Source organism: Butyrivibrio hungatei (genome assembly GCF_001858005.1).
Classification (GTDB): domain Bacteria; phylum Bacillota; class Clostridia; order Lachnospirales; family Lachnospiraceae; genus Butyrivibrio; species Butyrivibrio hungatei.
The window spans coordinates 598,476-625,000 of the sequence record NZ_CP017831.1 but is presented as its reverse complement, the minus strand read 5'-3'; the positions used below and the strand labels follow the sequence as shown (position 1 = coordinate 625,000).

The following is a 26,525-nucleotide window of genomic DNA, read 5'->3' as shown; positions in this document are numbered from 1 at the left end:
CGCCAAATCTGAGTTTTCTAAATCCCATTCCTATTGCATTTTTTAAATACAAAAACGGTGATCTCATAAAGTCCCTCACATTCTTTATTTCAAGATTTCCTCGTACACTCGTTCAAGCCTTTCCACATGGGCATCAAATCCAAAACGTTCTCTGGCGATAGACAAACTAGCCTTAGAAGCCGCTTCATACTTAGATCTATCTTTTAACAGATCTGCAATAGCTGATCCTATAGCCTTAGTATCTCCTGCCTTAGACAACTTTCCGCTCACGCCCTCATCCACCAGCTGTGGAATGCCGCCAACTTCCGTTGATACGATAGGAAGTCCATAGCCCATAGCATCCAAGATAGACATTGGAAGCCCTTCCTGATATGAAGGCAACATGAAAAGAGCTGCCTCCCTCAGGAACTTGTCCTTATCTGCGCCTCGAACCCATCCCGGAAAAGAGATTTTTTCTCTATTAGATTTTGAAGCTCCATATACAGCCTCTTTTATGGCCTTTTCATCTGCTTCAGAGCCGCTTCCACAGAATATAAACTTGATATCAGGATCTTTTGACTGCGCCTCTTTTACAATATCAGCAAAGTCATATCCGCCCTTACGCTGCCCAAGCTCTCCCAGGAAAAGAACCTTCTTGTCTGCAAAACGCTTGTCTACTAATGGTTCTACTTCATCCTCCTTAAGAGGCTTGGAGTAGTTCTCGATAACGGTCATCTTATTCACAGAAACGACTTCAGACATGGTAGTTTTCCACTCTTCTGATAGCACGATTATCCTGTCGAATTTGCCGTATATCTTCTTGATAGTAGATTTCTTTTTATCTGATGCCTCTGTGTAAAAAGACTTAAAATCTGCCCCGTGAAGGTGATCCACTACCGGAATGCCGCGTTTTTTAGCCATAAAAAGAAATGGCTGCATCCTATAAAAGCTTGCACCAAAGGAAGTATGCATGTGAACCAGTTCAGGCTTAAACTCTTTTAAAACCTTTGAAAACTCTGCATATCCCTTAAGAGCCTTAGTAAGCTTTTTAAGTTTTGAGCCATTACAATAAGATTCCACATAACGTATATCGTAGTCCTGCTCCAGGACGCTTCCGTAATAGCCGCTAGTAACCGCTGCTATCCCGCCCTGCACGTCCGGCTGCTGAACGATCATACATATTCTCTTTTTGTTGTTATCTAAAGTGTTCATCCCCATCGCACCATGCAGCTCACATATTTTTAAGAATAGCTTCCGCTGCAGGAATATCCTCCGGTGTAGTGATCTTTATATTAGTATAGGAGCCCTCAACAAGCTTAACCTTTTTATCTGAGAAATACTCTACCACCATAGCATCATCAGTAATATTGATACCCTTTTCAATAAGCTCGCCTTCTTCGCGGTCAAGCCTCTGATAAAGGTCAAGTATCATCTTATAGGAAAAGATCTGTGGCGTCTGAATAAGCCATGTCTTGTCCCTGTCTGGTGTCATGCTAGCAAAGCCCTTGTCATCTGCAATCTTGATGGTATCCTTAACAGGCATGCCAATTACACAGGCACCATACTCCTTAACCGCATGAAGTCCCCTAAGAATAATATCCTCTGTCACAAAAGGTCTGGCACCATCATGTATAAATGCATAGTCACAATCAGGAGCTGCTGCCTGTAATCCCAGTCTCACACTGTGATATCTCGCAAGGCCGCCCTCAACTATTGCAGTAACCTTTTGAAAACCAAACTTCTCCACAATCTCCTTGCGAACATACTCAACGTCCCCTCTTGAGACCACGAGCACTATATCATCAATAACGCTCTCTTCAAATGCCTTCAAAGAGTAATAGATCAGCGGCTTTCCACCAATCTCCATATACTGCTTCTTAACATCCGACTGCATCCTACTACCACTACCTGCAGCCAACACCACCGCAACTGTTTTCATACCTCACTCCTATAGTTATCCACTATATATTTGCTTCTATATACTCTTATCCACATATATTTCTACTCATATGCACCATTTCTCATGTGCATTTATACACATTCGTTTTCATGATGTAAGTTGAAAAAGGTTCATTATAATGTGCGTTTACAAGCAATTTCAGGGCATCTGTGCTCGTCGTTACTTATGTCCTGTTTTTCAAGGACATTAGTAACGTGACGAAGCACAGCTGAGCGAAAGCGTCCCTGAAATGATTGTAAACCACTTATAATAAACGTTTTTCAACGTACCCTTCCATGATACCTGCGTTCGCGGTCTCCAAGAGGAAGGTTTGGCACTGCGTTCATGTCAAGGCCGAAACGTACACCCTTTTGGTATTCGTAGTAAGCCGCTGCTCCGATCATTGCCGCATTGTCCGTGCAAAGAACAGGTGATGGTCTGTAAAAACTGATCTTGTTAGCCGCACACTCTTTTTCCATAAGTTCTCTAAGCCCGGAATTAGACGCAACGCCTCCGGCTATCGCAAGCTTGTTGTATCCATATTCCTTGCAGGCCTTGATAGCATGAGATACTAAGACCTCCACTACAGCCTTCTGGAATGACGCCGCAACATCAGCCTGGTCAAGCTCCTGCCCCTGCATCTTGGCCTGGTTTATATAGTTAAGTACTGATGATTTTAATCCGCTAAAAGAGAAATCATACTCCGCATCGTCAATCTTGGCCTGTGGGAATGTGAAGGCATCAGGATTACCCTCTTTTGCTGCCTTGTCGATCTTTGGTCCTCCAGGATATCCAAGGCCTATCGCTCTTGCCACTTTGTCAAAAGCTTCGCCGGCTGCATCGTCTCTTGTCTGACCGATGATCTCATATTCACCATAATCCTTAACAACTACAAGATGTGAATGTCCACCAGATACCACAAGGCACACAAATGGAGGCTCCAGATCCTTATTTTCAATAAAATTGGCACTAATATGCCCCTCAATGTGATGAACGCCAATTAAGGGCTTTCCAGTAGCAAATGCAATAGCCTTAGCCTCAGAAACGCCCACCAAAAGAGCTCCTACAAGGCCAGGTCCGTAGGTTACAGCAACTGCATCAATATCATCAAGGGTAACTCCTGCTTCAGAAAGAGCAGTCTTGATGCATCCGTTCATCTTCTCAACATGCTTTCTGGATGCAATTTCCGGTACAACGCCGCCGTAAATAGTATGAAGAGCGATCTGCGAAGATATGATATTAGACAGAACCTCGCGGCCGTTTCTCACAACCGCTGCCGCTGTCTCATCACATGAACTCTCAATAGCAAGGATAGTCACGTCTCCTTCTTTCTTAGAAACAGACTCTTTGGCCTCCTCGCCCTTATTATCTTTTATAGACATGAAGATAACACCGTCATCTTCTACGTTTTTCTTAATTTCCATTACTAATTCCTCAGCGCTTAAGGTTACTTCCAAGTTTCTTTAGCGCCTCTGCCTCTTTTAACCTATTACTACTTGTCAAAAATTCTCTGTCATCCTTGCTGGTAAGCTGGATAATGTCCGTTTCAAGGGACACATCGCCAGGATGGAAAAGAACCTCCATCTCATTAAAGCCCTTATCTGCCATGGTATCAGCTGCGATAGGCAAAAGTGCCTTAACATTCTCATAAAACATATGTCCAGAGAACATAACTCCCATGAACATCTTCCTCTCAAGGTTCATTCCAGCAAGATCTTCAGCGTATTTGCGCTGATTTCTGCGAACAAGACAATTAAGGACCATAACCTTCACAATATTAAGAAGCTTCACGTCCTTGATGTTCTTCTTGGCTTTCTGGTAAACAGAAATTTCCTCTCTAGGGAATCTGATATACGAAACCTTCAGCTCTTTTTCCTTGATGACATCCATAAGTGCATCGAAGACCACAGGAATCATGTGATAATGCACATGTCCGTCAATTCTGAAGCTATCGCCGTTCATATATGGCTCACAGGCCTTTATCTGTGCAGCGATCTCCTTCCTTAGTTCTCTGCGGTAAAAAAGCCTTAGAACCGGAATATAGCTTATGAAAAAAAGCTTCACAAAGCTGTCATTGAAATTCCCAAGCTTGTCGATAAGTCTTGGAACCTTGTCGTCCATTAAGGGCTTTCCTTCTACTATATTAAGATGGACCGTAACAAGAAGCTTTCCCCTAATGTCAGCGATCTCATCCATACATTCTTTTAAATATGGGCTGTTTGGCATGATACTAATGCCATTTAACGCACCCGTCCTGTAACAATCGATTATGTGCCTACTCTGCTCTGGAAAAAGGCCATAATCATCAGCATGATACTCTATCACTTTTACTTAACCCTCGTTGTTATCTTTTGTTATCCAGCCCAGAATCTTCCATCTGCCCTCATCGTCTTTTCTCAAAACGAACTGATAATACAGAAGGATTCTCTGGCTTCCTTTTCTCATGGTAAAAAGGCAATCAACAGAACAGATATCGCGGCCATCCTTGGTAAAGATCTCCGGATTCTTTTCTTGAACAGCATAGGCTGAAATGCCGTAGTCCTCAGCCTTTCTGCTTGAAACCTCATTCTTGATAGAAGACTGAAGATTGAACTGATTCTCTCTAAGCTCATCATCAAAAATGCCGCCCAGAACATCAATCATCTTGGTCTCCTGCTCGTCTGTATACTCTTCCTTGTAAAGAGTCTGCATGATCTTGGCGTAGAGGTCTACAACCTTTCTAGGATTAGCAGGATAGTTTTTGCTAAGATCCGTTGTTGTGATCTCATCAACTGTGGTCAAAACATAGTTTTCCTCATCCGGAGCTTTTTTGTTCCTGGTTAAAAGAAGATAGAATCCAAGAATAATGATCGCTGCCAGCATTACTAAGACAATTGACTTTATTATTGCTGATTTTGTACCGCCCTTTTCCATGTTCCCCTCACTTTCTAGTCTTCAAAACGTAGTTCAACACTTCGTCCATCCTTGGCTGCCACTGTATTTGCAAAGATCTTCTTGGTCTCTTGCATGAATTCTGCAGGATTAACAAGTGATGGGCTGTAGTGAGTAAGCCACATCTCTTTTACCTCTGCACTCTTGGCCATCTTGGCTGCCTCATAGAATGTCATGTGCTTGTATTCTTTTGCCTTGGCAATCTTGTCTGGCTCGCCATACATACCTTCACATATGAAAAGATCTGAGCCTGCCGCGTTAGCTACAATGCTGTCTGTAGGTCTTGTATCCGTAACATAGGTAAGCTTGATGCCCTTTCTGGCTTCACCAAGAACCATGTCTGGCGTGAACACCCTTCCATCCTCTGTTGTAACTTCTGCGCCCTTCTGCAGGCTATTCCAATATCTTCTGTCGATACCTGCTGCCTGTGCCGCTTCTACATTGAACTTGCCCTGTCTCTTAAGGGACATGCTGTAGCCATAGCAGGTAATGTTGTGATTAACTCTAAATGCTTTGATACTAAATCCCGGCATATTCTCAGAATCTGGCTCAAATTCGACTTCCGGTTCCGTAAGCTCTTTAAACTTAATCTCAAATGGAAGCTCCGGAGCAATGACTCTAAGGGAATTAACTACCTTTTCAAGTCCCTTTGGTCCTATCATTAAAAGAGGTTCTGTCCTCTCTGCGTTTCCCATTGTAAGAAGAAGACCAGGAAGGCCACTGATGTGATCTGCGTGATAATGAGTAAAGCAGATAATATCAATAGGCTTTGCGCTTATTCCCTTCTTTTTCATGGCAATCTGCGTAGCCTCACCGCAATCGATCAGCACGCACTTGCCGTTGTATCTCACATTCAAAGAAGTGAGAAAACGATTTGGAAGAGGCATCATTCCGCCAGTTCCAAGCAAACATACATCTATCATAAATTATTTCCTTTTCCAATATATAACAGCATCATCCTTGGGCTCGTCATAGAAGCCAGGTCTGACTCCCTCGCTGACAAATCCAAGTCTCTCATAAAGAGCTATGGCAGGTGCATTAGCTGCTCTAACTTCCAGAGTATAGCTCTCAATTCCAATGCCCTTGCCCCTTTCAAGGAGCTGTCTGAGCATCTTGTAGGCCACGCCTTCTCTTCTGGTATCAGGAGAAACAGACACATTTGTGATCTCGCCTTCGCCTGATATATTCTGAACTCCGCAAAGTCCCACGATCCTTCCTGCCTTTTCAGCAACAAGGTAAATGGTATCGTCTCTTGTAAGGGCATCCAGAAGCTGCTTCTTGTTCCACGCCTCTTTTCCCAGATTCATTTGTTCCAAATTGTAGGCATCATCAATGTCCTCTGCAGTCATCTCGCGAACTCTGATGATTCCAGGAGCTGCATTTCTAGCCTTGTCAGGCTTAGCCTCAGTATCCTTACCTTCCTTGGCTTCGCGCTCAGCCTGTGAGAGTCTCAAGTAATCAGGTGCAAAATCATCCCCAGATATCATGCGGCCTTCCTCAGCATACACTGCTGCAAGAGCAGAAAGAGCTGCTGCATTTTGTCTGTTCTGGTGAAGCGGTGCTATAGAATAAGGAACTTTGATGAGTTCCTCAAGCTTGTCATGATAAACTGGAACGCCATCCCCCAAAAGAACTACCGGCTTGCCAATCTTGTTGATCTCATCTGCGATATTCTCAACAGATGTAGCAAACTGCTCATGGAGAACCATCATATCAAAGGTCCTCTCAAGGCTCTTTCCCTCAGGTGTCTTGGGCACAAAGGTATAAAGACCTGTGTACACCTGATTCCTTCTGGCGTCCATCATAGGACAGATGATCTTCTCAATTCCATATAAGTTATAAGCAATTCCATCAACAGTAGGCACTGGTATGATGGGCTTATTAAGGGCAAGAGCAAGACCTTTGGCGGTCGCGCTTCCAATCCTGAGTCCGGTAAAAGAGCCAGGGCCCATAGCCACAGCTATTGCATCAATGGTAGAAAGGTCAAGATTGATCTTTTTTGCCATATTATCAAGCATAGGCATCAAAATTTCTGAGTGTGTAGTTTTGTACTGTATCGAGAACTGTGAGACAAGCATATCGCCATCAGTAATGGCAACCGCACCTACTAGCCCCGATGTATCAATTGATAAAATCTTCATTGTTTTCTCACATCATTTCTTGGTCATTGTAATAAGTCGATAGTCAAAGCCCTTTTCAAGGTTCTTTTCAATAACTATCTCTGTATAATGTTCAGGCAGGATCTCTTCTATTAAATTGGCCCACTCGATAAAGCAGATGCCATCGCCATAAAAATAGTCCTCATAGCCAATCTCATCCATCTCACTGACGTCACCGATCCTGTATACATCAAAGTGATAAAATGGAAGTCTTCCGCCATCGTGTACCTGAACTATGGTAAAAGTCGGACTGCTGACAGGGCCATCAATTCCAAGTCCCTTGGCAACTCCCTGTGTAAGCACTGTCTTGCCGACTCCAAGGTCGCCTACAAGAGTGTACACCATTCCAGGAGTAGCGCTCTCACCTATTCTCTTTCCGACTTCAAAGGTCTCCTCCGCACTGAAGGTCTCGAGTTTAGTAACAATTCCCATATCTTCCTCGCAAAAAAAGTCATAATAATCCACTTGTAGTATATCACAAAAAGAGCCTCGGTAAATAACCGAAGCCCTTTTTAAACATTATAGGTGGAATTTGCTTTATTACTCGTTTGCTGCTACTGTCTTACTTTTCTTTGCTGGTCCAAAAGCCTCTGCCTTGAGGATTGGACTTAGCTGTTTATAAATAAGGAAAGTGATAACACTGTGAACGATTCCCTTTACAAGGTTAAATGGTGCTACACAGAACAGGCAGAATGTAAAGACATTATCTACAAATGAATAGATTGCTGTTCCTGCACTCAGAATATTCTCAACTCCGCCAAACATAAGGGCGTAAGCTGGAATCATGAAATACGCATTAAGGAATGCTCCTGCAAATGTGATAAAAAGCGTTGCTGCAAGACAGCCAATAAGTGCAGTCTTTCTTGTCTTTTTAAATCTGTAAATGATAGATGCAACTGATACAAAGGATGCTCCAATCAGGAAGTTTGCAATCTCACCGACAAAAGCTGATGTGGTTCCCTGTAAAAGAATATTGAGGGTAACCTTTATGAACTCAACCATAACACCTGCAAATGGTCCTGCTGCAAATCCAACAACAAGAGCTGGAATATCGCTAAAGTCAAACTTATAAAAAGATGGTGCGATTGGAAGTGGGAATTCAATAAGCATAAGCACAAATGCTATTGCTGAAAAGACTCCAATAATGGAAACCTTTCTGATGCTAAGAAGCTTCTCTGGTTCCTTGCCTTCCTTCAAATCCTTCTTGGAAGCAAGCTTCTCCGCAAAGATGCTGACTGCAAATGCAATCACCATTAGTACTACCAGCGCAAGGAAATGCTGCCAGTTGCCTGTGATCAGGCTAAATAGACTCTGTTTTTCTTTCATTTCTTCCTCCTTAGGTTCGGGGAATGAAACTGCGCCTTGTCGTGTTGTAATAATTGAATAAAAAAGCCCCAAGTCTAATTAATAGACTCGGGGCACTACAAACAAAGCTCATACTCATTCTTCTCTCATCCAGACTATACTGTCGGTTTTGGAATCTCACCAAATCAGCCACCTAAGTGGGTCGCGGACTATACCGCCGGTTGGGAATCACACCCTGCCCCGAAGAATTATATTTTCTAATAGAAATGATAGTTGGTATTTGCAATTATGTCAAGAGTGTTGTGCAATAAGCATACACTAAATCAAGTTGTCTTTTCCCCAATTTCTTTCCCATGTCTTGTTTGACAAGGCTTTTGCGTATATTTATACTGAGTATATATGCTTTATCGTCTAAAGGTGACTTATGAAAAAATTTGATGTCAAAGAATTGATGCCTGGAATGATATTGGCAGAAGATGTCTTTGTTAGTGAAAATAAAATACCTTTATTTGAAAAAGGCGACATTCTTTCTAGTAAGGATATTGCAAGGCTCACTTTTTATTCTGTAAATGAAGTATCTGTTGAGACGCAGCCTGTGCAAAGTACCCCTACTCCTCCGCCTGATCTTCCAAATCTCCACAAAGAAACCAGATCAAAGAGGATACAAGCCTCAAAAGAGTTTAGAGAATTCAAACAGGACTTTGAAAACTGTACTGAAAAGTATGCTCATACTTTAAATGACATTTTGGCAAAGAATAAAGAATTTGAGTTAGATGAGCTGATGGCTCCAATCTATCAGCTTATGAGTAAAAACAAAAACACAAATTCTGTTTTTGATATGCTCCACAATTTAAGACAATATGATGACGCAACCTATGCTCATTGCATAAATGTAGCCCTGATTTCCAATATTTTGGCTCAGTGGCTCAGATATGATAAAGATGAGATCGAACTTGCTACTCAGGCAGGTCTTTTCCATGATATTGGAAAGCTGATGATCCCGGATTCCATTATCAAAAAGAAAACCAAGCTCACCGCTGAAGAATATGACGAAATAAAAAAGCATCCTCAGATTGGCTACGATTGCATCAAAGACTTTCCTCTTAGTAATCACGTCAAAAATGCTGTTCTTATGCACCACGAAAGATGTGATGGCACAGGTTATCCAAGTAAGCTCACAGGCCCTCAAATGGACAAATTTGCCAAGCTTATAGCAATTGCAGACGTATATGATGCCATGACTAGTGCCCGTTATTACAGAGGCCCCCTTTGTCCGTTTATTGCCATAGCAACTTTTGAAGAGGACGGTTTCCAAAAATATGATTCAGAAATGATACTAGCCTTCCTTCAAAACATAGTTAACACCTACATTTCTGACACAGTTCGTCTAAACACCGGCGAAGTTGGCGAGATCATCTTCATAAACCGCAATAACTTATCCAAACCAACTATTAAGATTGGAAATCAATACATAGACCTTTCCAAGACGCACAACGTCTATATTGAGGAAATATTATAAAATGAACCTAGGACATAAGTCCTAGGTTCTATTATTTTAAGCGTTCTTTAATTTAAATTTCTGTACGTCGTAGTCGGAATCAACCTTTTCGATATGAGCGCCAAGTTCACGGAGTTTCTGATCGAAGTCCTCGTAGCCTCTCTCAATGTACTTGATATCCTCTACTGTTGAATAGCCCTCTGCTGTAAGAGCTGCAATTACAAGTGCTGCTCCAGCACGAAGGTCTGGTGCTGAGATTGTAGCTCCGGTGTACTTGTCTACACCTTCGATGATAGCTGTGCTACCCTCAACCTTGATGCTGGCTCCCATTCTGGTAAGCTCATCAACGTATCTAAACCTATTCTCGAAAATACTCTCTGTAACAATACTGATACCACTTGCAAGTCCAAGTGCTACAGTAATCTGTGGCTGCATATCTGTAGGATATCCTGGATATGGAAGAGTCTTAACGTGTGTGTTAGTAAGTCTCTTAGTAGCCACTACTCTGACAGCATCATCAGATTCATGTATCTGACATCCCATCTCTATGAGCTTGGCACTGATAGACTCAAGGTGCTTGGGAATAACATTCTTGACTGTTATATCACCCTTAGTCGCAGCTGCTGCAAGCATAAATGTTCCTGCCTCAATCTGGTCAGGAATGATTGTATACTCTGTACCGTGAAGCTTGCTGGTACCAACGATCCTGATAACATCTGTACCAGCACCCTTGATATTAGCTCCCATACTGTTAAGGAAGTTAGCAAAATCTACTACGTGTGGCTCCTTGGCAGCGTTCTCAATGATAGTCTTGCCCTCTGCCATAGCTGCAGCCATCATGATATTGATAGTAGCACCTACGCTGACAACATCAAGGTAGATGTGACTACCTACAAGACGATCAGCCTTAGCATGGATGATGTCCTGAATAGTAACTTTAGCTCCAAGAGCAGTAAAGCCCTTGATATGCTGGTCAATAGGACGAAGTCCAATGTTACATCCGCCTGGAAGAGCAACTCCTGCCTGTTTGTACTTACCAAGAAGGGCTCCTAAAAGGTAATAAGATGCTCTAATCTTCTTGATATAATCGTTTTCAATTGTATAATTACGGATCTGTGAGGCATTGATCTTGACTGAATGCCTGCCAGTTCTTTCAACAAATGCACCGATACTCTCGATTGCCTGTAACATAGCATTAGTATCAGAAGCATCTGGCATATTATCTATATATACGGTCTCATCCGTCATGGTTGCGGCTGCAAGGATAGCAAGAGCTGCGTTTTTGGCACCGCCAATCTCTACCTCGCCAACCAGCGGAACTCCGCCTTTTATTACATATTTTTCCATAGGACTCCCATCCCAAAATTCACAAAATTAACATATTCGCCAAATACTATTAATATCACAATATTAGTAGTGTGTCAAAGAAATGGACTTAGTTCAGGTAATTAAGCGGGTTCACCTGAGAACCATTTACAAGGATCTCAAAATGAAGGTGTGGTCCAGTTGAAACACCGGTATTTCCTGAAAGTGCAATCTTCTGTCCCTGACTTACACTCTGTCCAACAGTTACTAATACCTTAGACAGATGTCCGTATCTGGTCTCTCTTCCATCTGGATGTTTGATATATACGCAGTAACCGTATCCACTTCCCCAACCAGCTCTTGTAACAGTACCTGATGAAGAAGCAAGAACAGCTGTACCAACTGGAGTAGCCCAGTCAACACCCTTGTGGTAAGAACTAGCGCCCTTGGTAGGTCTGTTTCTTTTACCAAATCCTGATGTAAGACGTCCACCAGAAATAGGCTTGATGTATGTAGGAGGAACGATAGTCCCTCTCTCTACGATCTTAGGAACAGCCTTGTAAGTGATCTCTTCCTTCTCGATCTCTCTAGAAGTCTCACTCTTATCTGTATATGTGATCTGCGCAACTACCTTTCTGTGTCCGGCAGATGGCTCCTGAATAACCTTGCTCTGGGTTGTGTACCATGAATCATTGTCCACGTACTGAACTTCAGCCTCGTAGTCCTCTTCATAATACTCCTGAACTGTATAAACTACTGAAAGTTCAGGTTCTGGAACAGTAACAATAAGTTCGTCCTGAGTTCTGATCCTTGTGAACTCATCCTCCAGGGACTCATTCATTGCGATCAGATCTGCAACAGTCAGATCATACTTGGCTGCGATAGTACTAAGTGTATCGCCTGCCTGTACTTCATAAATCTGATTTGTCTCTTTGTCCTTGGTAACATCATCAACAGCAGTCCCAAGGTCAGTGATCTCGAAATCAGGAAGGTAACTCTCTACGATCTCAACCTTGTCACCAAAGTCGATGCTCATAAGTCCCAGATCATAGTCTGAGAAATCCTTGTCATAAGCAATTGGAGCAGCTTCCTTGACTGTCTGTGTCAGCATCTGTGAAACGCCTGCTTCAGGGAGGGCCGTTCTCTCGTCCTCTTCCTTCTTTTCAACTTCCTCTTTGCTAAGAACAACAGGAGTTAATACGTTTACTTCTCTTGTAGGATCAAGCACAAGATCAACATCATACTCATCATCGGTGTCATAGTTAGAAAGAGCTGTTTCCAGAAGCTGCATAACCTCACTGATATCAGCAAGATTAACGGAAAACTCATTGATCTTGATAGAATAAGCTCTGTTAAGAGTTGACTTGACACTTCCCTTCAAAACCTCTGTCATGTTGTCAGCAACTTCCTGTGTGGAGTCAACAGTACCAAATAACACATTGCTGCCTTCTATAGCAAGATCTGATGTAGCAAGCGTAAGCTCGTCACTTTTTGAGGCAATAGCTCTCCTGGCTCTTCTGTAGGCATCATACGCATCATCCTTGGAGGCAACTGTTCCTACAGGCTGTCCATTCATCAGGATGGTAAAAATGTTGTTCCCGCCCCTTTGGTACTTAACCATGCTGGGCATCAGCAATATCCACAAAAATATGACCATAAGAGTAGAATGCAAAAACCATATTCTAATCTTATTTCTAAAAACCGTATTTCTAAAATTCATAGCAAAAAATCTTTCCGTAGTAATTATAGAATTCCAAAAATTCTCAAAATATTTATTACAAGATCAGCTCCCGCAACAAGAAGAGTGACGATAATAAGTGGTAAAAGACCACTATTCTTGCTCTCAACTGCATACTGAAGAGTCTCAAGTTTGGAATCCAACTCCTTAAACTCCTCTGCAGTCTTCTCCTGCTGCTTATTTATAAGAGCCTGTACATTACGATATGTCTGAACTCCGACATCATGAGTCTTGGAGTCGCTCTCTTCCATCTTCTTGGTCAGAGCATCTTCTACCTTCCTGGTAAAAGAATCTGTGGCTTCATCCATCTTTTTGGTAAAGATTTCTGTAGCATCACTTATAGCAGACTCGACCTCAGCCTGTGAATTAGCCTTGATCATTTCCTGAGCACTTAACTTCTGCGCAAGTTTATCCATAATGTTATCCACAATATTTCCTCCCAACATAAGTTACTTCTCCTTCTATTCTGCATACATAATAGCTTAGCATTCATTATGCAAATTAGACAAGATTATATTTGAAAAAAATCTTTTGTTGTACACTTTTACTATTTATTCATAATCAGTTCATAATTTGTTCATAATTACCTTGTATATTAATAACATAGCCGAAAGCGATACGGCAATACTGAATAAGAAAGATAGATTTTTTCATAATAGGCCAGGTGCGGGAAACCGTGTCTGGCCACTCCTCATTAATGGGCTCTGTCAAAAGAGCTTATGTCAAAAGCCACAGGGAAGCTCAATGCTCCCCTTCTATGGCAAGAATTTCCTCATTTAACTGAAGCATGCGTGCATCGAGATTAGCAACCATTTCCGCACATTCAGTAAGTTCCTCGTTAATATGTCCAGGCGCTTTTCCCTCGAACTTGTATTGGATCTTGTGCTCAAGTGAAGCCCAGAAATCCATGGCTACAGTTCTGATCTGGATCTCAACCTTAACGTTCACGATTCTGTCTGAAAGATATACAGGAAGCGAAACTATCATATGATAGCTTCTGTATCCGCTGTTCTTTGGATTCATAATATAATCCTTAACAGTAATGACCTGAATATCCTTCTGATTACTGATCATCTCAGCAATCCTGTAAATATCTGAAGTAAAAGAACAGATAATTCTGATACCGGCAATATCATTGACGTAACGAACCATATTGCCGATAGTAGACTCATATCCGTTTCTCTTTAGCTTTTTAACTATACTCTCTGGAGCCTTAACCCTTGCCTTAACATGCTCGATAGGGTTATATCTGTGAACCTCCTGAAACTCCTCATTCAAGATCTCGATCTTGGTAGTGATCTGTTTGAGAGCAGCATTATAAAGAAGGTTAACTTCTTCCCAAGTATTAATGTCATCTGTGATATTTGTACTACTTGCTGCTAAATCCAATTCCATAAGTAATCCCTCATACCCAGTAGTCCTTATTCATGGTACAAGCCAGAATAAATGAACGTGGGAGCTTTTTGTAGTTCCTTCCCAATTTGTAACCAAGCCATCTGCTGCCACACATAATAATGTAATGTGGGATCAGATAAGACTTTCCGATATGTCTGAAATGATCGATAGTCTGTCTCACCATCTTCTTGCCCTCAGCCTCTGAGCTGATTCCTCCAAAGATCTCTGGATGATCAGTCTGGGATACACCAAGGTCAAAGTTTCTGTGAAACTGCTGCTTGCAGCTATAGTTGTGTGAGTGAATAACACCAGCTTCAGGAACATAACAGATCGCATAACCATTCTGACAGGCTGTTCCTGCATAGACCATATCTTCGTTGAAGATTGTCTTTTTGGTAAATCCGCCAAGTTTTTCATAGATGTCTCTTCTGTACATTGCACATACATTAGAACAGAAGTAAGTCTTGATACCAAGCCTTTCAACATCCTTCTGAGTTTTCTTCATTGGCTCATTTGGATAGTTGAACTTTCTTGAATATCTCTCTGCAAGGTTGCAATCTGTCTTTGGGTACTGTCTTGCATAAGCTGCAGCTACATCGCTGTCCATAGCCTTAGAAAGGCTTGCGATCAGCATTTTATCCCTAGGGAATGCATCCTGAGTCATCATAAGGAAGTAATCAGCCTTAGAAAGAGCTACTCCCTCATTTCTAGTATTTCCATGATCAAACTGCTTCTTTGTCACATGTTCCAGAATAATATTATCATACTTATCCTGCGGATTCTCTTTTGTTTTTTCCAAAAGCTGATCCCAATATTTCTTTTCAGTATTCATAATGATGATATGATCAGGTCTTACGGACTGCTTCTCAAGATCATCGATCAAAGTGAAAAGAGAATGATCAGGTTTGTAGGTAGGTATAATTACATCAATAGTGTTCATATATCTTTATCCTTTGCGCGTAAGCGCTTTCACGTAAAATGGGGCGGGCTCTTTCTATCTAGACCCCGCCCCATTAGTAAATCAAAGTATAAACTTTAGTTCAGATACTGGGATGTATCAGACTTGATCTTGTCGCTGTACTTCTGAACGTCAGGAGATACCTCATAGTTGCTGTCATTGAACAGGAACTGGTGAAGCCACTTAACGTTGCTAGCAAGGTCAACTGCTACTACACAGCTTCCCTTCTTACCGATTGTTCCAGTAGCTCTCATGCTCTCCTCTGGGAATCCGCCGTGATCGATAACATTGTAGTTAGCGATATTCTTGAGAAGATCAAGGATCTCTGAAAGATCAAGTGATGTATATGTCTCATTAAATGCGTTGTTGGCAACTGTCTCAAGCTGTGAATAGCTCATGCCCTTAGCCTTTTCAAGGCAAGCCATAAGGACTGTTCTCTGTCTCTCAGCTCTCTTGAAGTCATCACCTGCTGTATATCTGATACGGCAGTAAGCTGTTGCCTGAAGACCATTAAGTGTCTGTCTGCCTGCTGAAGTAACAGGTGTATAGTTGAGCTTGAGCTCTGTAGCCATGGTCTGCTGATAACTGTTAAGGTGAGGGATCTCAGCATCTGTAACTTCGATCTCTACACCACCAAGAGCATCTACTACATCAGTAAGACCTCTGAATCCGATAGTGATGAAATCCTCAATATCCATATCGAGGTTCATGTTAAGCATTGAAATAGCCTGCTCTGGACCGCCCTCGGCGTATGCTGCGTTACACTTTGTGTAGCTGTCGTTACTAAGATTGAGGTATGTATCACGATATACTGAGCAAAGCTTGATATCGCCTGTTTCATTATTGATAGAAGCAATCATGATAGTATCTGATCTTGTGTTCTTGGTAAGTGCTCCTTCACGGGAGTCAACACCAAAGAGGGCGATATTAGTGTAGCTCTTCATCTCTTCATTGGCTGCAGCCTGTTCACTGATGGAGCTTGTGATCTTTTCCTCGTTCATGTTAACCTTACCAACCTTGGTAACGTCAACCTTGAAGAATACGTGGTATGCTACAACAACTAAGATGCATGCGATCAATACTTCTGCAATAAGAATAGCGATTGCTTTCTTGTTACTCTTTTTCTTCCTTGATCCTGAAGACTTTCTTGATGAAGAAGGTCTGCTACTGCTGCTTCTTGATGAAGAGCTTCTGGATGCTGAACTTCTTGAATCATAGCTTCTTGATCTACTTGCTGATGAACTGTGTGATCTGCTGGATCCTTCAGATCTCCTTGCAGGTCTGTCTCCATAATCATCGTAATCATCCCTATAACGTCTGTCGTTACTTCGAGATGGTCTTCTATCATCCCTATATCTGTCATCATTTCGAGATGATCTTCTGCTGTCTCTCTCGTAGTACTCATCGTCGCGATTTGACATAATAATTCTCCTTGTCCCAACAAAATGTATTGTAAACCATTAGTATACTATGCCACAAATGTGCAAAATATACAACCCTTATCAATATGCGTTCTTATTAATGAACCCGTATCTGATGGTACCAAGCATAATTTTTATGTCAAAAGACATAGACCAGTTCTCAATATAATAGATATCATAATCGATTCTCTTTCTAATTGATGTATCTCCACGATATCCATTTATCTGAGCCCAGCCTGTAAGACCTGGACGAACCTGGTGTTTTACCATGTAACGAGGTATCTGCTCTTTAAACTTCTCAACAAATTGTGGTCTCTCCGGTCTAGGGCCCACAATACTCATCTGGCCAAACAAAATATTAAAGAACTGAGGCATCTCATCGATACTTGTCTTTCTAAGAAACGCCCCAACGTTAGTAACTCGTGGATCTCCTTTGGTAGTCCAACCCTTCTTTTCCTCAGCTTCTGACTGGACTTTCATAGTCCTGAACTTGTACATCTTAAATGGAACACCGTTAAGTCCGATCCTCTCCTGCTTGTAAATGATTGGTCCCTTGCTGGTTGTCTTAACTGCAATAGCCGCGATCAGCATGACTGGTGAGAATAAGATGATTGCAAACAGTGAACCCACGATGTCCACAGCTCTTTTAGCCATTCTGTTAAAAGAGTTTGATAATGGAACGTATCTGATATTGATAACAGGAAGTCCCTGAACATCCTCTGTGTACGGATTGCTTGGAAAAAGAGATGAATAGTCCGGAATGAACTTGGTATGAACGCCGGATTTCTCACACTGAGCCACAAGCTCTTCAAGTCTGTCGTAATCATCCAGAGGAAGCGTGATAGTGATCTCATCGTAATTGTTGTTTTCAAGATATTCTGAGAGTTGCTCGATCTTGCCCACTACCTTGATACCGTGATAACTTGTATCAATTGGCACAAAGTCATCCAAAACGCCTGCAATCTCATATCCCCACTGAGGATTATCCAAAATTCGGCTGATATACCCCTCTGCTGCCCTTGAATAGCCAACAAGAAGGATATGCTTCATGTTATAACCTTTTTTCCTGATGTATCTGAGGAATTTCCTGAGGAAGCCTCTCGAAACTGTCGTCAGAAGAACGTTAATAAAGAAGAATATAACGATCATTCCACGGGAGAAGTTGTTTTGATGGATCATGTACAAGATCACAAGAAAACTAAGTATTCCCATGATATTGGCTTTGACAATGTCCATGAACTCATCCCAAAGCCTAAGTGCTCTCCTGGAAGTATAGAGCTGAACCATATAATACAAAAACAGATACGCAGGGACTAAAAAATAGAGTACAGAAAAGTACGTAAGCATTGGTAAATGCTCCGCGTGATCTCTGTCCCCCCATAATAGTCCGAATCTTACAAAATATGATGCCACGTAGGAACCGGCTACGATAAGCCCGTCCACAACTACGTGCGCTCTATTTAAATGTACCTGATTGTCCTTGATCATAGTAAAACTACCCCAACTAGTCTGGCCAGGTTGATCCACAGTTCAAGCTGCATCTTCAAGCTGCCAAACAGTTCTTTTTTGCCAAATCTGACTCTTTTTTGAGAGCCGGCAAATATCTTGGAAAAGCCCTTCATTATCCCCTTGATATGAGCCATTCCAAGTCCTTTTTTCACGTAAAAGACATGCTTAATGATAATGCCAAGTAATATCAGAGGCAAATTTAATATTATCTGAAATACAGGCATATTTTTATAGATTAAGTATAAATTATTTCCTGCAGTTAGTTCAACCTTAAATGCATTGTATCTTGATCCGCTTGAAGCACTTCCAGCGTGATAAACAATGGCTGAAGGCTCGCAGACATTAACAAATCCTTTAAGCCTTGCTCTATAGCCAAGGTCCACATCCTCAAGGTAGCAAAAATGTGCTTCGTCAAAATAGCCAACTATCTCAAAGTACTCTTTTCTGTACATAGCTGCACCAGCGCAGGCAGAAGTAACAGCATCTATCTTATTAAAATGCGTGTTATCCTTGTCTTTGCCAGGAGTAAATGCCCATCCAAAGGCGCAGTAAAGATCACCACAATCATCAATGTTGTGTGGTTCCTTAAACTGAAGCATCTTGGCCTGAGCGCTGAACACTTTCTTTCGCTTGTCCATACATGCAACAAGCTTCTCAATTGCCTCTTCGTCGCACCTTGTATCATCATTTAAAAGAAATACATAAGGGCTGTCAGCATCCTTTATTCCCACATTTACTGCATTAGCAAAGCCTGTGTTGTCATTAAGCTCAATAACCTTAACTTCAGGAAAATCCTTTTTTATAAGTTCAATGCTTCCATCAGTTGAGCCGTTATCCACAACAGTCACTGTAAAATCCTTAAAAGTCTGCTTTTTAAGGCTCTTTATGCAATCTGGAATATATTTTTTTCCATTATAATTTGGTATTACAACGGTAACTTTACTCATATATCAAACCCTTTTGATAACCTGAGGATCCCACATAACGCGGAAGCCCTGCTTCCTGGCCTCTTCCCCAAGTTTAAGACTCATAGCAGCAATTGTCTCCTCACTAAAAGCCTTAAATCTATCATCTATTGTTTCTCCGCCTTCATAGAAGGTGTCCTTGTATTCAAATCCAGTGATCTGCTGGTAGGCTGCTCGAAGTTCAGGCCTGACTGCCATGCATCTCACATCTACAGCTGCGCAGTCCTGCTGGAGAACAGCTCTGTGCTGAAATCCGCCGCTATATCCAAGAGGAAGTCCCTTGTACCTGATGCTTCCGTCCTTCTTGAAATTGCCGCTAACGATCCTGCCTCTTTTATTAAGTATCTTGCCGCCGATGATTCCCACATCGCTTCTAAGTGAAAAGACATCAGGCTCGTACAAGACTCTGTAAAATCCAAGGTGAGGCATCTGCGCCACATCTGCCTTAACGCCATTTTCATGAAGAACATCTCTTACAGCCCTCTGGCCAGCCTCATAAGCATACATCTTGCTGGCAGGATTTGCTGCTGTTGAGCCTCTGTGACATCTCCAGTGATACAAAACCTTATCTATATGTGCAATCTGGCCGCTTGCCATTGTCATGGACAAAGCTGCCTCTGTACAACATCTAAGGAAGAGATCAAAATCCTGTGCTCCGTCGTACTTGCCGCGAAGTTTGAGTCTTTTCAGGATATCTGCCCTCATAACTGCAAAGTGGCAGATATAGTTGTTGGACAATAAATAGTCCATGTTAAAAGATGGCTTGGCGTGATGCTCGTAGTAGGCACCCTTGCCATCGTCATATTTGTCCTCATCTGAGTAGATAAGGCGAATAGGACATACAGAGAACTGGGCAAGTTTATTTTGCTTCATGCTCTTTCTGATAACTCTTGCCACCTCATATAGGGCATCTGGCGTAAGAGTATCATCATGGTCCAAAAGACCTATATAATCCCCTTTTGCCTTCTCAATAGCCTTATTGGTATTCTCTGATATTCCATCGTTGCTTCCAAGATGGTAGTACTTGATCCTGGGATCAACCCTGGTGTATTCCTTGACAGTCTCTGACTCAGATAGAGACGCATCAGCAAGTACCAGTTCCCAGTTGCCATAGGTCTGAGCCACAACAGAATCTATCATCTCCTTTAAGTACTTTTCAGGAGTATTAAAAAGAGGCACTACAATGCTAAAACGCATAGCGCCTCCTGATTCTGCAAGTGACTTATATTCCCTCTTCTGTTCCTCTAATACGTCTTCAGAAAGAGGAATATAATCATATTTTTCATTTAAAGTATCTGAAACTCTCTCAAAGGCAGCAAAAAATGCGGCTTTAGCACCGTTGCGCTTAGCATATGCTATTGTTTTTTTAGCCGCATTTTTTATACCCATAATTGTCTATCCTTTTTTATAGTGAAGTTAGCCTACTGCATCCTTAACAGCCTGTGTTAATTCTGCCTGAAGTTTCTCAGCATCCTCAAGGTTCTTGCCCTTTACACCCATATAGAACTTGATCTTAGGTTCAGTTCCTGAAGGTCTTGCGCAGCACCAGGAATCATTGTTAAGTGCAAAGTAAAGAACATTTGATGTAGGAAGACCTGTCTCTCCCTCTTTGCCAGTAGCCATATCAAGAGTCTTACCAGTCTTGTAGTCTCTGAACTCTTCAACCTTCCACTGACCAAATTCCTTTGGAGGGTTCTTACGAAGCTTGTCCATGATAGCAGCAATCTGCTCAGCTCCCTCTTTACCCTTCATAGTGATTGAATACTGGCCCTCTTTGTAGTAGCCGTACTCTTCGTAAAGATCTATCATAGCATCCCATACGCTCTTGCCCTGCTTCTTGTAGAAAGCTGCAAGCTCGCAAAGGCACATAACTGCAACAACAGCGTCCTTATCTCTTGCATGTGTTCCAGCAAGGCATCCATAGGACTCCTCAAGACCAAATACATAGTTGTGAGACTGGCCATTTTCTTCAAAGAGTTTGATCTGCTCACCGATGTACTTAAATCCTGTAAGAACTTCAATATAGTGGCATCCGTACTTGGTAGCAACTGGCTTAGCCATATTTGTTGTAACGATAGTAGTAACGAATGCTGGGTTAGCTGGCATTGTGCCTGTAGCTGTGCGCTCTCTTAAGATATAATCGCCGATAAGCATTCCAGACATGTTTCCTGTAAATCCAATATACTCGCCTGTCTTAGTATCTTTTGCATAGATTCCAAGACGATCTGCATCAGGGTCAGTTGCAAGTACGATATCTGCATCCTTCTCTTTTGCAAGCTTAAGAGCAAGCTCGAATGCCTTTGGATCCTCAGGATTAGGATAAGCAAGAGTTGTGAAATCTGGATCTGGAGCTTCCTGCTCTGGCACTACGAATACATTCTTGAATCCAAGTTCCTTAAGCACTCTTCTAACAGGAAGATTTCCTGTTCCGTGGAATGGTGTATAAACAATAGTGAACTTGTCAGCCATCTCATCAATAACATCCTGATGAATGATCTGCTTTTTAAGTTCTACCATATACTTGTCATCGATCTCTTCGCCAAATGAAACATAAAGTCCCTGGGCAACAGCATCTTCTTTAGACATTGTCTTAACTTCGTGGTAGTCAGTGATAGACATGACCTCTTTGATAATGCCTGTGTCGTGAGGTGGAGTAACCTGCGCGCCATCCTGCCAGTATACCTTGTAACCATTGTACTCAGGTGGGTTGTGAGAAGCTGTTACCATAACACCTGCGATACATCCAAACTCTCTAAGAGCAAATGAAAGTTCTGGAGTAGGACGAAGGATATCACTTACATAAGCCTTGATTCCGTTAGCTGCAAGACAAAGAGCTGTCTCCTCAGCAAACTCAGGTGAAAATCTTCTGCAGTCATAAGAGATTGCTACGCCCTTCTTTGCAGCATCTGCTCCACCATTCTTTTTAATATAATTAGCAAGTCCCTGTGTAGCCTTACGTACAGTGTACTTGTTCATTCTGTTAGTTCCGGCACCGATAACACCACGAAGTCCGCCTGTACCAAACTCAAGCTCTCTGTAGAAACGATCCTCTACCTCTGCCTCGTTGTTACGAATTGCCATAAGTTCCTGCTTTGTATCATCGTCAAAGTATGAATCATTAAGCCAATATTCAAACTGTTTTGTTGCTTCACTCATTACATTGTCCTCCTGTGCACATATACCACAAAAATTATATCATATATCCCCAATTCAAAAAACCTATGCATCAGGTTTTTACTGAGTTCTAAGACTTGAATAACCCTCTACGTTAAGGCTGTAATCACTCCTGTCGAGGGAGAAATTAGGGTTGTAGTACGGGTCGCCTTTATCGAGAACTTTTTTCCATTTGGTGCGGAAATGCTCTGACTCTGCCTCATATCTCTTTGCATTCTCACCCTCAAGATCAAGGCCCCTTGAAAGAGATTCATAGTGATAAAGCTCAGCAAAAGGAGTAAATACATTGAGATATCCTTTTTCTCTGAGTTTAAGGCAAAAGTCCACATCATTAAGACTAACCTGGAAGTCTTCTGCAAAGCCTCCAACTTCGTCGTATTTAGCGCGGCTAACCATAAGACAAGCCCCTGTAACTGCGCTCACATCCTGAGCGTAGCAAAGTCTGCCCATATATCCAAGATTCATACCTGCCTGGCCGTAGTGAGAATGGCCTGCTGTTCTATGTGCTCCAAGTTTAAGTACTACACCTGCGTGCTGGATCTTTCTGTCTGGGAAATAGAGCTTAGCTCCAACTGCTCCCACATCCTGTCTCTGAGCATACATAAGAAGCTCCTCGATCCAGTTAACAGTAATAACCTGTGTATCATTGTTCAAAAGAACTACATACTCGCCGTCAGATTTTGAAACGCCGTAGTTCACAACTGCTGAATAGTTAAATGGTGGCTTCTTGCCATCTGCTGTAAGGTGCTGACCATTCTCATAATAATCAACAACCTTGACAACATCCTTGAGATTACCTGTTCTAAGCTCCTCGTAGTAGCCCTTTATCTCAGAACCAGTGCTGCCATTTTCTACAACAATGATCTCGTAGTTGTCATATACAGACTTCTCATAGATTGAAGTGATGCATCTCTTAAGATCCTCTGCGTGCTCGCAGTTAGGAATTACGATGCTGACTTTAGGACTTCCCTGAACTTCATAGGTGATCTTAAAGATAGTCTCAAATGCCCTTGTACTGGTGATCTTGAAGTGGTCATATCCATGGCGCCTCAAATGATCTGCCACAGCGCCCTTTGCAGCCTCAATAGCGTAAGGCTTGGCACTTATGTCAGATGCAACAGATGCAGCATGAGATCTCCAGTAATACAAAAGCTTTGGAATGTGTACGATGTGCTCTGCTCTATCAGTAAGTCTAAGGATCATGTCATGGTCCTGGCTTCCATCAAACTTAGTTCTAAAGAGCTCTGTTCCATCAAGAAGAGTTCTCTTAAAGACACTAAAGTGGCAGATGTAGTTGTTGGCTCTCAGATTATCGATAGCATAATCCGGTTTGAAGTGCATGGTTATCATCTTATTGATGTCGTCGCCCTTAAAGGTTGTCTCATCACAGTAGATATAATCTGCATTTTCTTCATTTATAGCTTTGACATACCAGTATAATACTTCTGGATGAAGAATATCATCGTGATCGAAAAGTCCCAGATACTCACCTTCTGCAAGTTCAAGGCAATGGTTGGTATTTCCTGCAATTCCCTCATTCCTTTCAAGCTTCTTGTAAGCAATCTTGCACTTTCCATCAGGTAAAAGAGCCTTCGCATCCTTCTGGTACTCTTCTACAATCCTAGATACTTCAGAAATATGAGCTTCATCAGATCCATCAGCAAGACAAAGCTGCCAATTGCCGTAAGTCTGTGCAAGAACAGACTCTATCATATCTCTAAGGAACTTCTCAGGAGTATTGTAAAGAGGAACTAAGATTGAAATAAGAGGCATCTTCTCAAATACTGCCTCTTCCTGCTCTTTTCTAGTCTCTTCACTAGGAAAAGACTCTGTTCCATAGTGAGTCATTGCCTTCTTTTCAATCTGCTTGTACTTGATCTTGGCAATAACCCCTCTCAGAGATCCTTGATTCCTGATCCTGTCTCTCTGTCTGATAACCCAGTGCATTGTGTTACGTGCTGGAGTGCTGGCTTTCCAGATAGGATTGTTTTTAATCCTATTAAGCTTAAACTCTAATTCCTGGTTTTTATCCTCAAGTTCAGCTATCCTACCAGCAAGCTCTGCACTCTTTAGTTTTTCTTTTTCATAAGCTGACTTATAATCCAACTCGCTCATTTATAACCTCTTAAATCACTTTTTCACATTAAGAATGTTAGGAACCCAGTTTACAAGCTTTAAGTGGCTTGTTTTATCAACCGCTAACATACCAATCTGGTAGTAGCCTGGAACTAAGTCGCCCTTCTTGATCTTAACTTTGTAACCAGTTAAGTCTACATTTACCTGATCCTGAAGACGAACCTTGATATCCGGTCTGTACCATACATAAGTTGGCACGCTAAATACCTTAGGCTCCACAGGGCCTGCTCCATCCTCATGTCTTTCCACAAGACGAAGGAGCAATCTCTTTTCATAAATTGCATTATCAGATCCAATGACAAAGCTGTATCCCTTGAGATAGTAGCCATCATCGTACCCTTCTGCAGTTACTCCGTACAGCCAGTTGCGAAGGCTGCCATTGTACTCGCATCCAATTCTAAGACACTGATCTTCCCTTGCTCCCCTGATACCATGTTCGTGAACTGAAACTCTGGCATAAGGAATATCCTCCACAGCAGTGTAATCCTCACGTGGAATAATAGCTGAGATCGTCTCATCCTCTGTAAGGTGTGGACTATAGAATGGATCAAAGTTATAAAGGTGCGCATGCCTCTTCATAAGAGTGTCACCCTCAACTGCAAGTCTCTCCATCTTCTTTGGATCAAGGTTATCAAGACCTCTTGTAAGAGACTCATGATGATATAGATAAACATGGTTGCAACATACGTTATAGTAGCCCTTTTCCATTACTGTATAGCAGAAATCCACATCATTAAAGGCAACCTTAAGTTCCTCAGGGAAGCCTCCTATATCGTTAAACTTCTTTCTGCTGATCATGAGACAAGCAGCCGTTACACCGATGAAATTGTGGACACCTCTGTTGTATCCAAAGTAGTGGCTCTTGCCATCGTGCATCTTCTGAAGCTTATGCACAGGACCACGTCTAACATTGGCAATTCCGCAATGCTGAATAAGGTCTGTGTCAGGATAAATAAGCTTGGTTCCTACGCAGCCCACATGGCCAAGCTGAGCCTGAGACAGCATCTCGCGAAGCCATCCCTCTTTTACCGCCTCAATATCATCGTTAAGGAACAGGAGATACTCACCGCTGCAGGCTCTAGCGCCCTGGTTACACATAGCGGAGAAGTTAAACTCCTGAGATTTGTAAATGTAATTTATCTTGGTAAGTCCGTTCTTTCTCTCGGCACGGCTGCAATAAACACCATACTTAACTCTGTTAGCAGCTGAACTACCATTATCAATGATGACAATGTCGTATTTGATGTTGTCACCACCAGTTGTATTTACGATCGAATTAAGACACTGCTGCAGCACTTCAGGATGATCCTTGGAAGGAATGATTATGCTGACAGTAGCTGGTCTTAAGAGCATATGCTTGGAATTGTGGAATGTTCTTCCGTAAAAGACATCCTGCTCAGAGTTTCTGTGGAATAATACTTCTCTGATATGTCCAATAGGAAGCTCCATGCCGGTTCTCTTGGCAAAAGCTCTCACATGTATAGCAAGCATGCAGAACAATACATCTGCAGATAAAAGAGATGCTTCAAGTCCCACCTGCTCTGGTGAATTCTTTTTGTTGGATGTTCCGCCAAGCATTCTGACTGCGTTGTCGTACTCAGATGCAGCAGCATGCATGGTCGTTGCCCTGCAGGCAAAAAAGCTGCCAATATAGAAAGCGTTTAAATATGAATCAGGGGACCAGTCAGGCTTAAAGAATGGATGAATATATTTTCCACCTTTGCCGATCTCGTCCTCATCACCATAAACAATTTCATGCTCAGGGTGAGCTACAAAATACTGTTTTATAACTTCAGTAGCTCTTTTGGTAAGTCTGCCCTTAGGGCTGACAAAAACGTAAACGACATTCTCATCGTTCTTGGTATCAGAAACCTCCCAAACCTTGGCATAAGGCACAACCTTAACCTCTGGCTCAGGCTTCTTGTAAGGTACCAAAGTGCCGTCTTCATTCTCCTCGTAGTACACAGGAGCTTCAGCCTTGATCACAGGCTCTTTTTCACCCTGGCGCTGCCACTTATCATAAGCAGAAGACTTGGCTTTTACTACTCTGTTGTATTTAGTTTTTCTCCTTGTCGCAAGAGTTTTCTTGGCTAAGTCCTTCAGCATTCCCCTA

The 26,525-nt window shown here is 42.1% G+C and carries 23 protein-coding genes and 1 riboswitch (1 of these 24 only partly in view); of the genes, 1 reads left to right on the top strand and 22 read right to left on the bottom strand.

All coding sequences use genetic code 11. The features are described from left to right. From bhn_RS03285 to bhn_RS03240, 10 genes are all read right to left on the bottom strand, one after another. Positions 1 to 67, bottom strand: partial view of an acyltransferase gene (locus bhn_RS03285; protein WP_071175358.1) — the 5' portion only. Its footprint begins 440 nt before the window's first position; 67 of the gene's 507 nt are visible here — the first part of the coding sequence; the start codon lies at positions 65 to 67; its stop codon lies beyond the left edge, outside the window. A 17-nt stretch (positions 68 to 84) separates the two neighbouring features. After that, positions 85 to 1,191 carry a glycosyltransferase family 4 protein gene (locus bhn_RS03280; protein ID WP_071177414.1) on the bottom strand — a complete coding sequence of 369 codons (1,107 nt, stop codon included), beginning with the start codon at positions 1,189 to 1,191 and terminating at the stop codon, positions 85 to 87. A 19-nt stretch (positions 1,192 to 1,210) separates the two neighbouring features. Next, positions 1,211 to 1,918: a 2-C-methyl-D-erythritol 4-phosphate cytidylyltransferase gene (ispD, locus tag bhn_RS03275; RefSeq protein WP_071175357.1), complete on the bottom strand. Its 708-nt coding sequence runs from the start codon at positions 1,916 to 1,918 to the stop codon at positions 1,211 to 1,213. 281 nt (positions 1,919 to 2,199) lie between these two features. Next, entirely contained in the window at positions 2,200 to 3,300 is a 1,101-nt protein-coding gene (gene tsaD, locus bhn_RS03270) for a tRNA (adenosine(37)-N6)-threonylcarbamoyltransferase complex transferase subunit TsaD (RefSeq protein WP_071177413.1), read from the bottom strand. Between the two features lie 52 nt (positions 3,301 to 3,352). Then, positions 3,353 to 4,243 (bottom strand): ChbG/HpnK family deacetylase, encoded by an 891-nt coding sequence (locus bhn_RS03265; protein ID WP_071175356.1) that lies wholly within the window; start codon positions 4,241 to 4,243, stop codon positions 3,353 to 3,355. 6 nt (positions 4,244 to 4,249) lie between these two features. After that, a complete protein-coding gene (locus tag bhn_RS03260) occupies positions 4,250 to 4,831 on the bottom strand; it encodes a DUF6715 family protein (RefSeq protein WP_071175355.1) in 582 nt (193 codons plus the stop codon). 14 nt (positions 4,832 to 4,845) lie between these two features. After that, a complete protein-coding gene (locus tag bhn_RS03255; RefSeq protein WP_071175354.1) occupies positions 4,846 to 5,772 on the bottom strand; it encodes a ribonuclease Z in 927 nt (308 codons plus the stop codon). Between the two features lie 3 nt (positions 5,773 to 5,775). Next, positions 5,776 to 6,990, bottom strand: a complete 1,215-nt coding sequence (gene tsaB / locus bhn_RS15665) for a tRNA (adenosine(37)-N6)-threonylcarbamoyltransferase complex dimerization subunit type 1 TsaB (RefSeq protein ID WP_071175353.1) — start codon at positions 6,988 to 6,990, stop codon at positions 5,776 to 5,778. 12 nt (positions 6,991 to 7,002) lie between these two features. After that, positions 7,003 to 7,440 (bottom strand): tRNA (adenosine(37)-N6)-threonylcarbamoyltransferase complex ATPase subunit type 1 TsaE, encoded by a 438-nt coding sequence (gene tsaE, locus bhn_RS03245; protein WP_071175352.1) that lies wholly within the window; start codon positions 7,438 to 7,440, stop codon positions 7,003 to 7,005. A 108-nt stretch (positions 7,441 to 7,548) separates the two neighbouring features. After that, a complete protein-coding gene (locus tag bhn_RS03240; RefSeq protein ID WP_083385671.1) occupies positions 7,549 to 8,334 on the bottom strand; it encodes an ECF transporter S component in 786 nt (261 codons plus the stop codon). A gap of 113 nt (positions 8,335 to 8,447) precedes the next feature. Next, positions 8,448 to 8,565, bottom strand: a riboswitch (FMN riboswitch). Between the two features lie 172 nt (positions 8,566 to 8,737). Here bhn_RS03240 and bhn_RS03235 point away from each other — a divergent pair. Further along, positions 8,738 to 9,832, top strand: coding sequence for an HD-GYP domain-containing protein (locus bhn_RS03235; RefSeq protein WP_071175351.1), 1,095 nt, complete (start codon positions 8,738 to 8,740; stop codon positions 9,830 to 9,832). Positions 9,833 to 9,868: 36 nt separating this feature from the next. Here bhn_RS03235 and bhn_RS03230 read toward each other — a convergent pair whose 3' ends face one another. The 12 genes from bhn_RS03230 to bhn_RS03175 form a co-directional block, all read right to left on the bottom strand. Beyond that, positions 9,869 to 11,158 carry a UDP-N-acetylglucosamine 1-carboxyvinyltransferase gene (locus bhn_RS03230; RefSeq protein WP_071175350.1) on the bottom strand — a complete coding sequence of 430 codons (1,290 nt, stop codon included), beginning with the start codon at positions 11,156 to 11,158 and terminating at the stop codon, positions 9,869 to 9,871. Between the two features lie 88 nt (positions 11,159 to 11,246). Beyond that, positions 11,247 to 12,836: a LysM peptidoglycan-binding domain-containing M23 family metallopeptidase gene (locus tag bhn_RS03225; protein WP_071175349.1), complete on the bottom strand. Its 1,590-nt coding sequence runs from the start codon at positions 12,834 to 12,836 to the stop codon at positions 11,247 to 11,249. A 23-nt stretch (positions 12,837 to 12,859) separates the two neighbouring features. Continuing rightward, positions 12,860 to 13,282 (bottom strand): hypothetical protein, encoded by a 423-nt coding sequence (locus tag bhn_RS03220; RefSeq protein WP_148661906.1) that lies wholly within the window; start codon positions 13,280 to 13,282, stop codon positions 12,860 to 12,862. Positions 13,283 to 13,595: 313 nt separating this feature from the next. Further along, entirely contained in the window at positions 13,596 to 14,249 is a 654-nt protein-coding gene (locus tag bhn_RS03215) for a GTP pyrophosphokinase (RefSeq protein ID WP_071175347.1), read from the bottom strand. A 10-nt stretch (positions 14,250 to 14,259) separates the two neighbouring features. Further along, positions 14,260 to 15,189 (bottom strand): glycosyltransferase family 2 protein, encoded by a 930-nt coding sequence (locus bhn_RS03210; RefSeq protein ID WP_071175346.1) that lies wholly within the window; start codon positions 15,187 to 15,189, stop codon positions 14,260 to 14,262. A 95-nt stretch (positions 15,190 to 15,284) separates the two neighbouring features. Then, complete coding sequence (locus tag bhn_RS03205; protein WP_071175345.1) at positions 15,285 to 16,628, bottom strand: LCP family protein; 1,344 nt, start codon at positions 16,626 to 16,628, stop codon at positions 15,285 to 15,287. An 81-nt stretch (positions 16,629 to 16,709) separates the two neighbouring features. Then, positions 16,710 to 18,116 carry an undecaprenyl-phosphate glucose phosphotransferase gene (locus tag bhn_RS03200; protein WP_071175344.1) on the bottom strand — a complete coding sequence of 469 codons (1,407 nt, stop codon included), beginning with the start codon at positions 18,114 to 18,116 and terminating at the stop codon, positions 16,710 to 16,712. Continuing rightward, on the bottom strand, positions 18,113 to 19,084 hold the full coding sequence (locus bhn_RS03195) for a glycosyltransferase family 2 protein (protein WP_071175343.1): 972 nt from the start codon (positions 19,082 to 19,084) through the stop codon (positions 18,113 to 18,115). Before bhn_RS03195 ends, bhn_RS03200 begins: the two co-directional genes overlap by 4 nt. 3 nt (positions 19,085 to 19,087) lie before the next feature. Beyond that, on the bottom strand, positions 19,088 to 20,491 hold the full coding sequence (locus bhn_RS03190; protein WP_071175342.1) for a glycosyltransferase family 2 protein: 1,404 nt from the start codon (positions 20,489 to 20,491) through the stop codon (positions 19,088 to 19,090). A 27-nt stretch (positions 20,492 to 20,518) separates the two neighbouring features. Further along, complete coding sequence (locus bhn_RS03185; protein ID WP_071175341.1) at positions 20,519 to 22,258, bottom strand: phospho-sugar mutase; 1,740 nt, start codon at positions 22,256 to 22,258, stop codon at positions 20,519 to 20,521. 78 nt (positions 22,259 to 22,336) lie between these two features. Then, positions 22,337 to 24,391 (bottom strand): glycosyltransferase family 2 protein, encoded by a 2,055-nt coding sequence (locus bhn_RS03180; protein WP_071175340.1) that lies wholly within the window; start codon positions 24,389 to 24,391, stop codon positions 22,337 to 22,339. Positions 24,392 to 24,406: 15 nt separating this feature from the next. Then, positions 24,407 to 26,518 (bottom strand): glycosyltransferase family 2 protein, encoded by a 2,112-nt coding sequence (locus tag bhn_RS03175; protein ID WP_071175339.1) that lies wholly within the window; start codon positions 26,516 to 26,518, stop codon positions 24,407 to 24,409. Positions 26,519 to 26,525 lie beyond the last annotated feature (7 nt).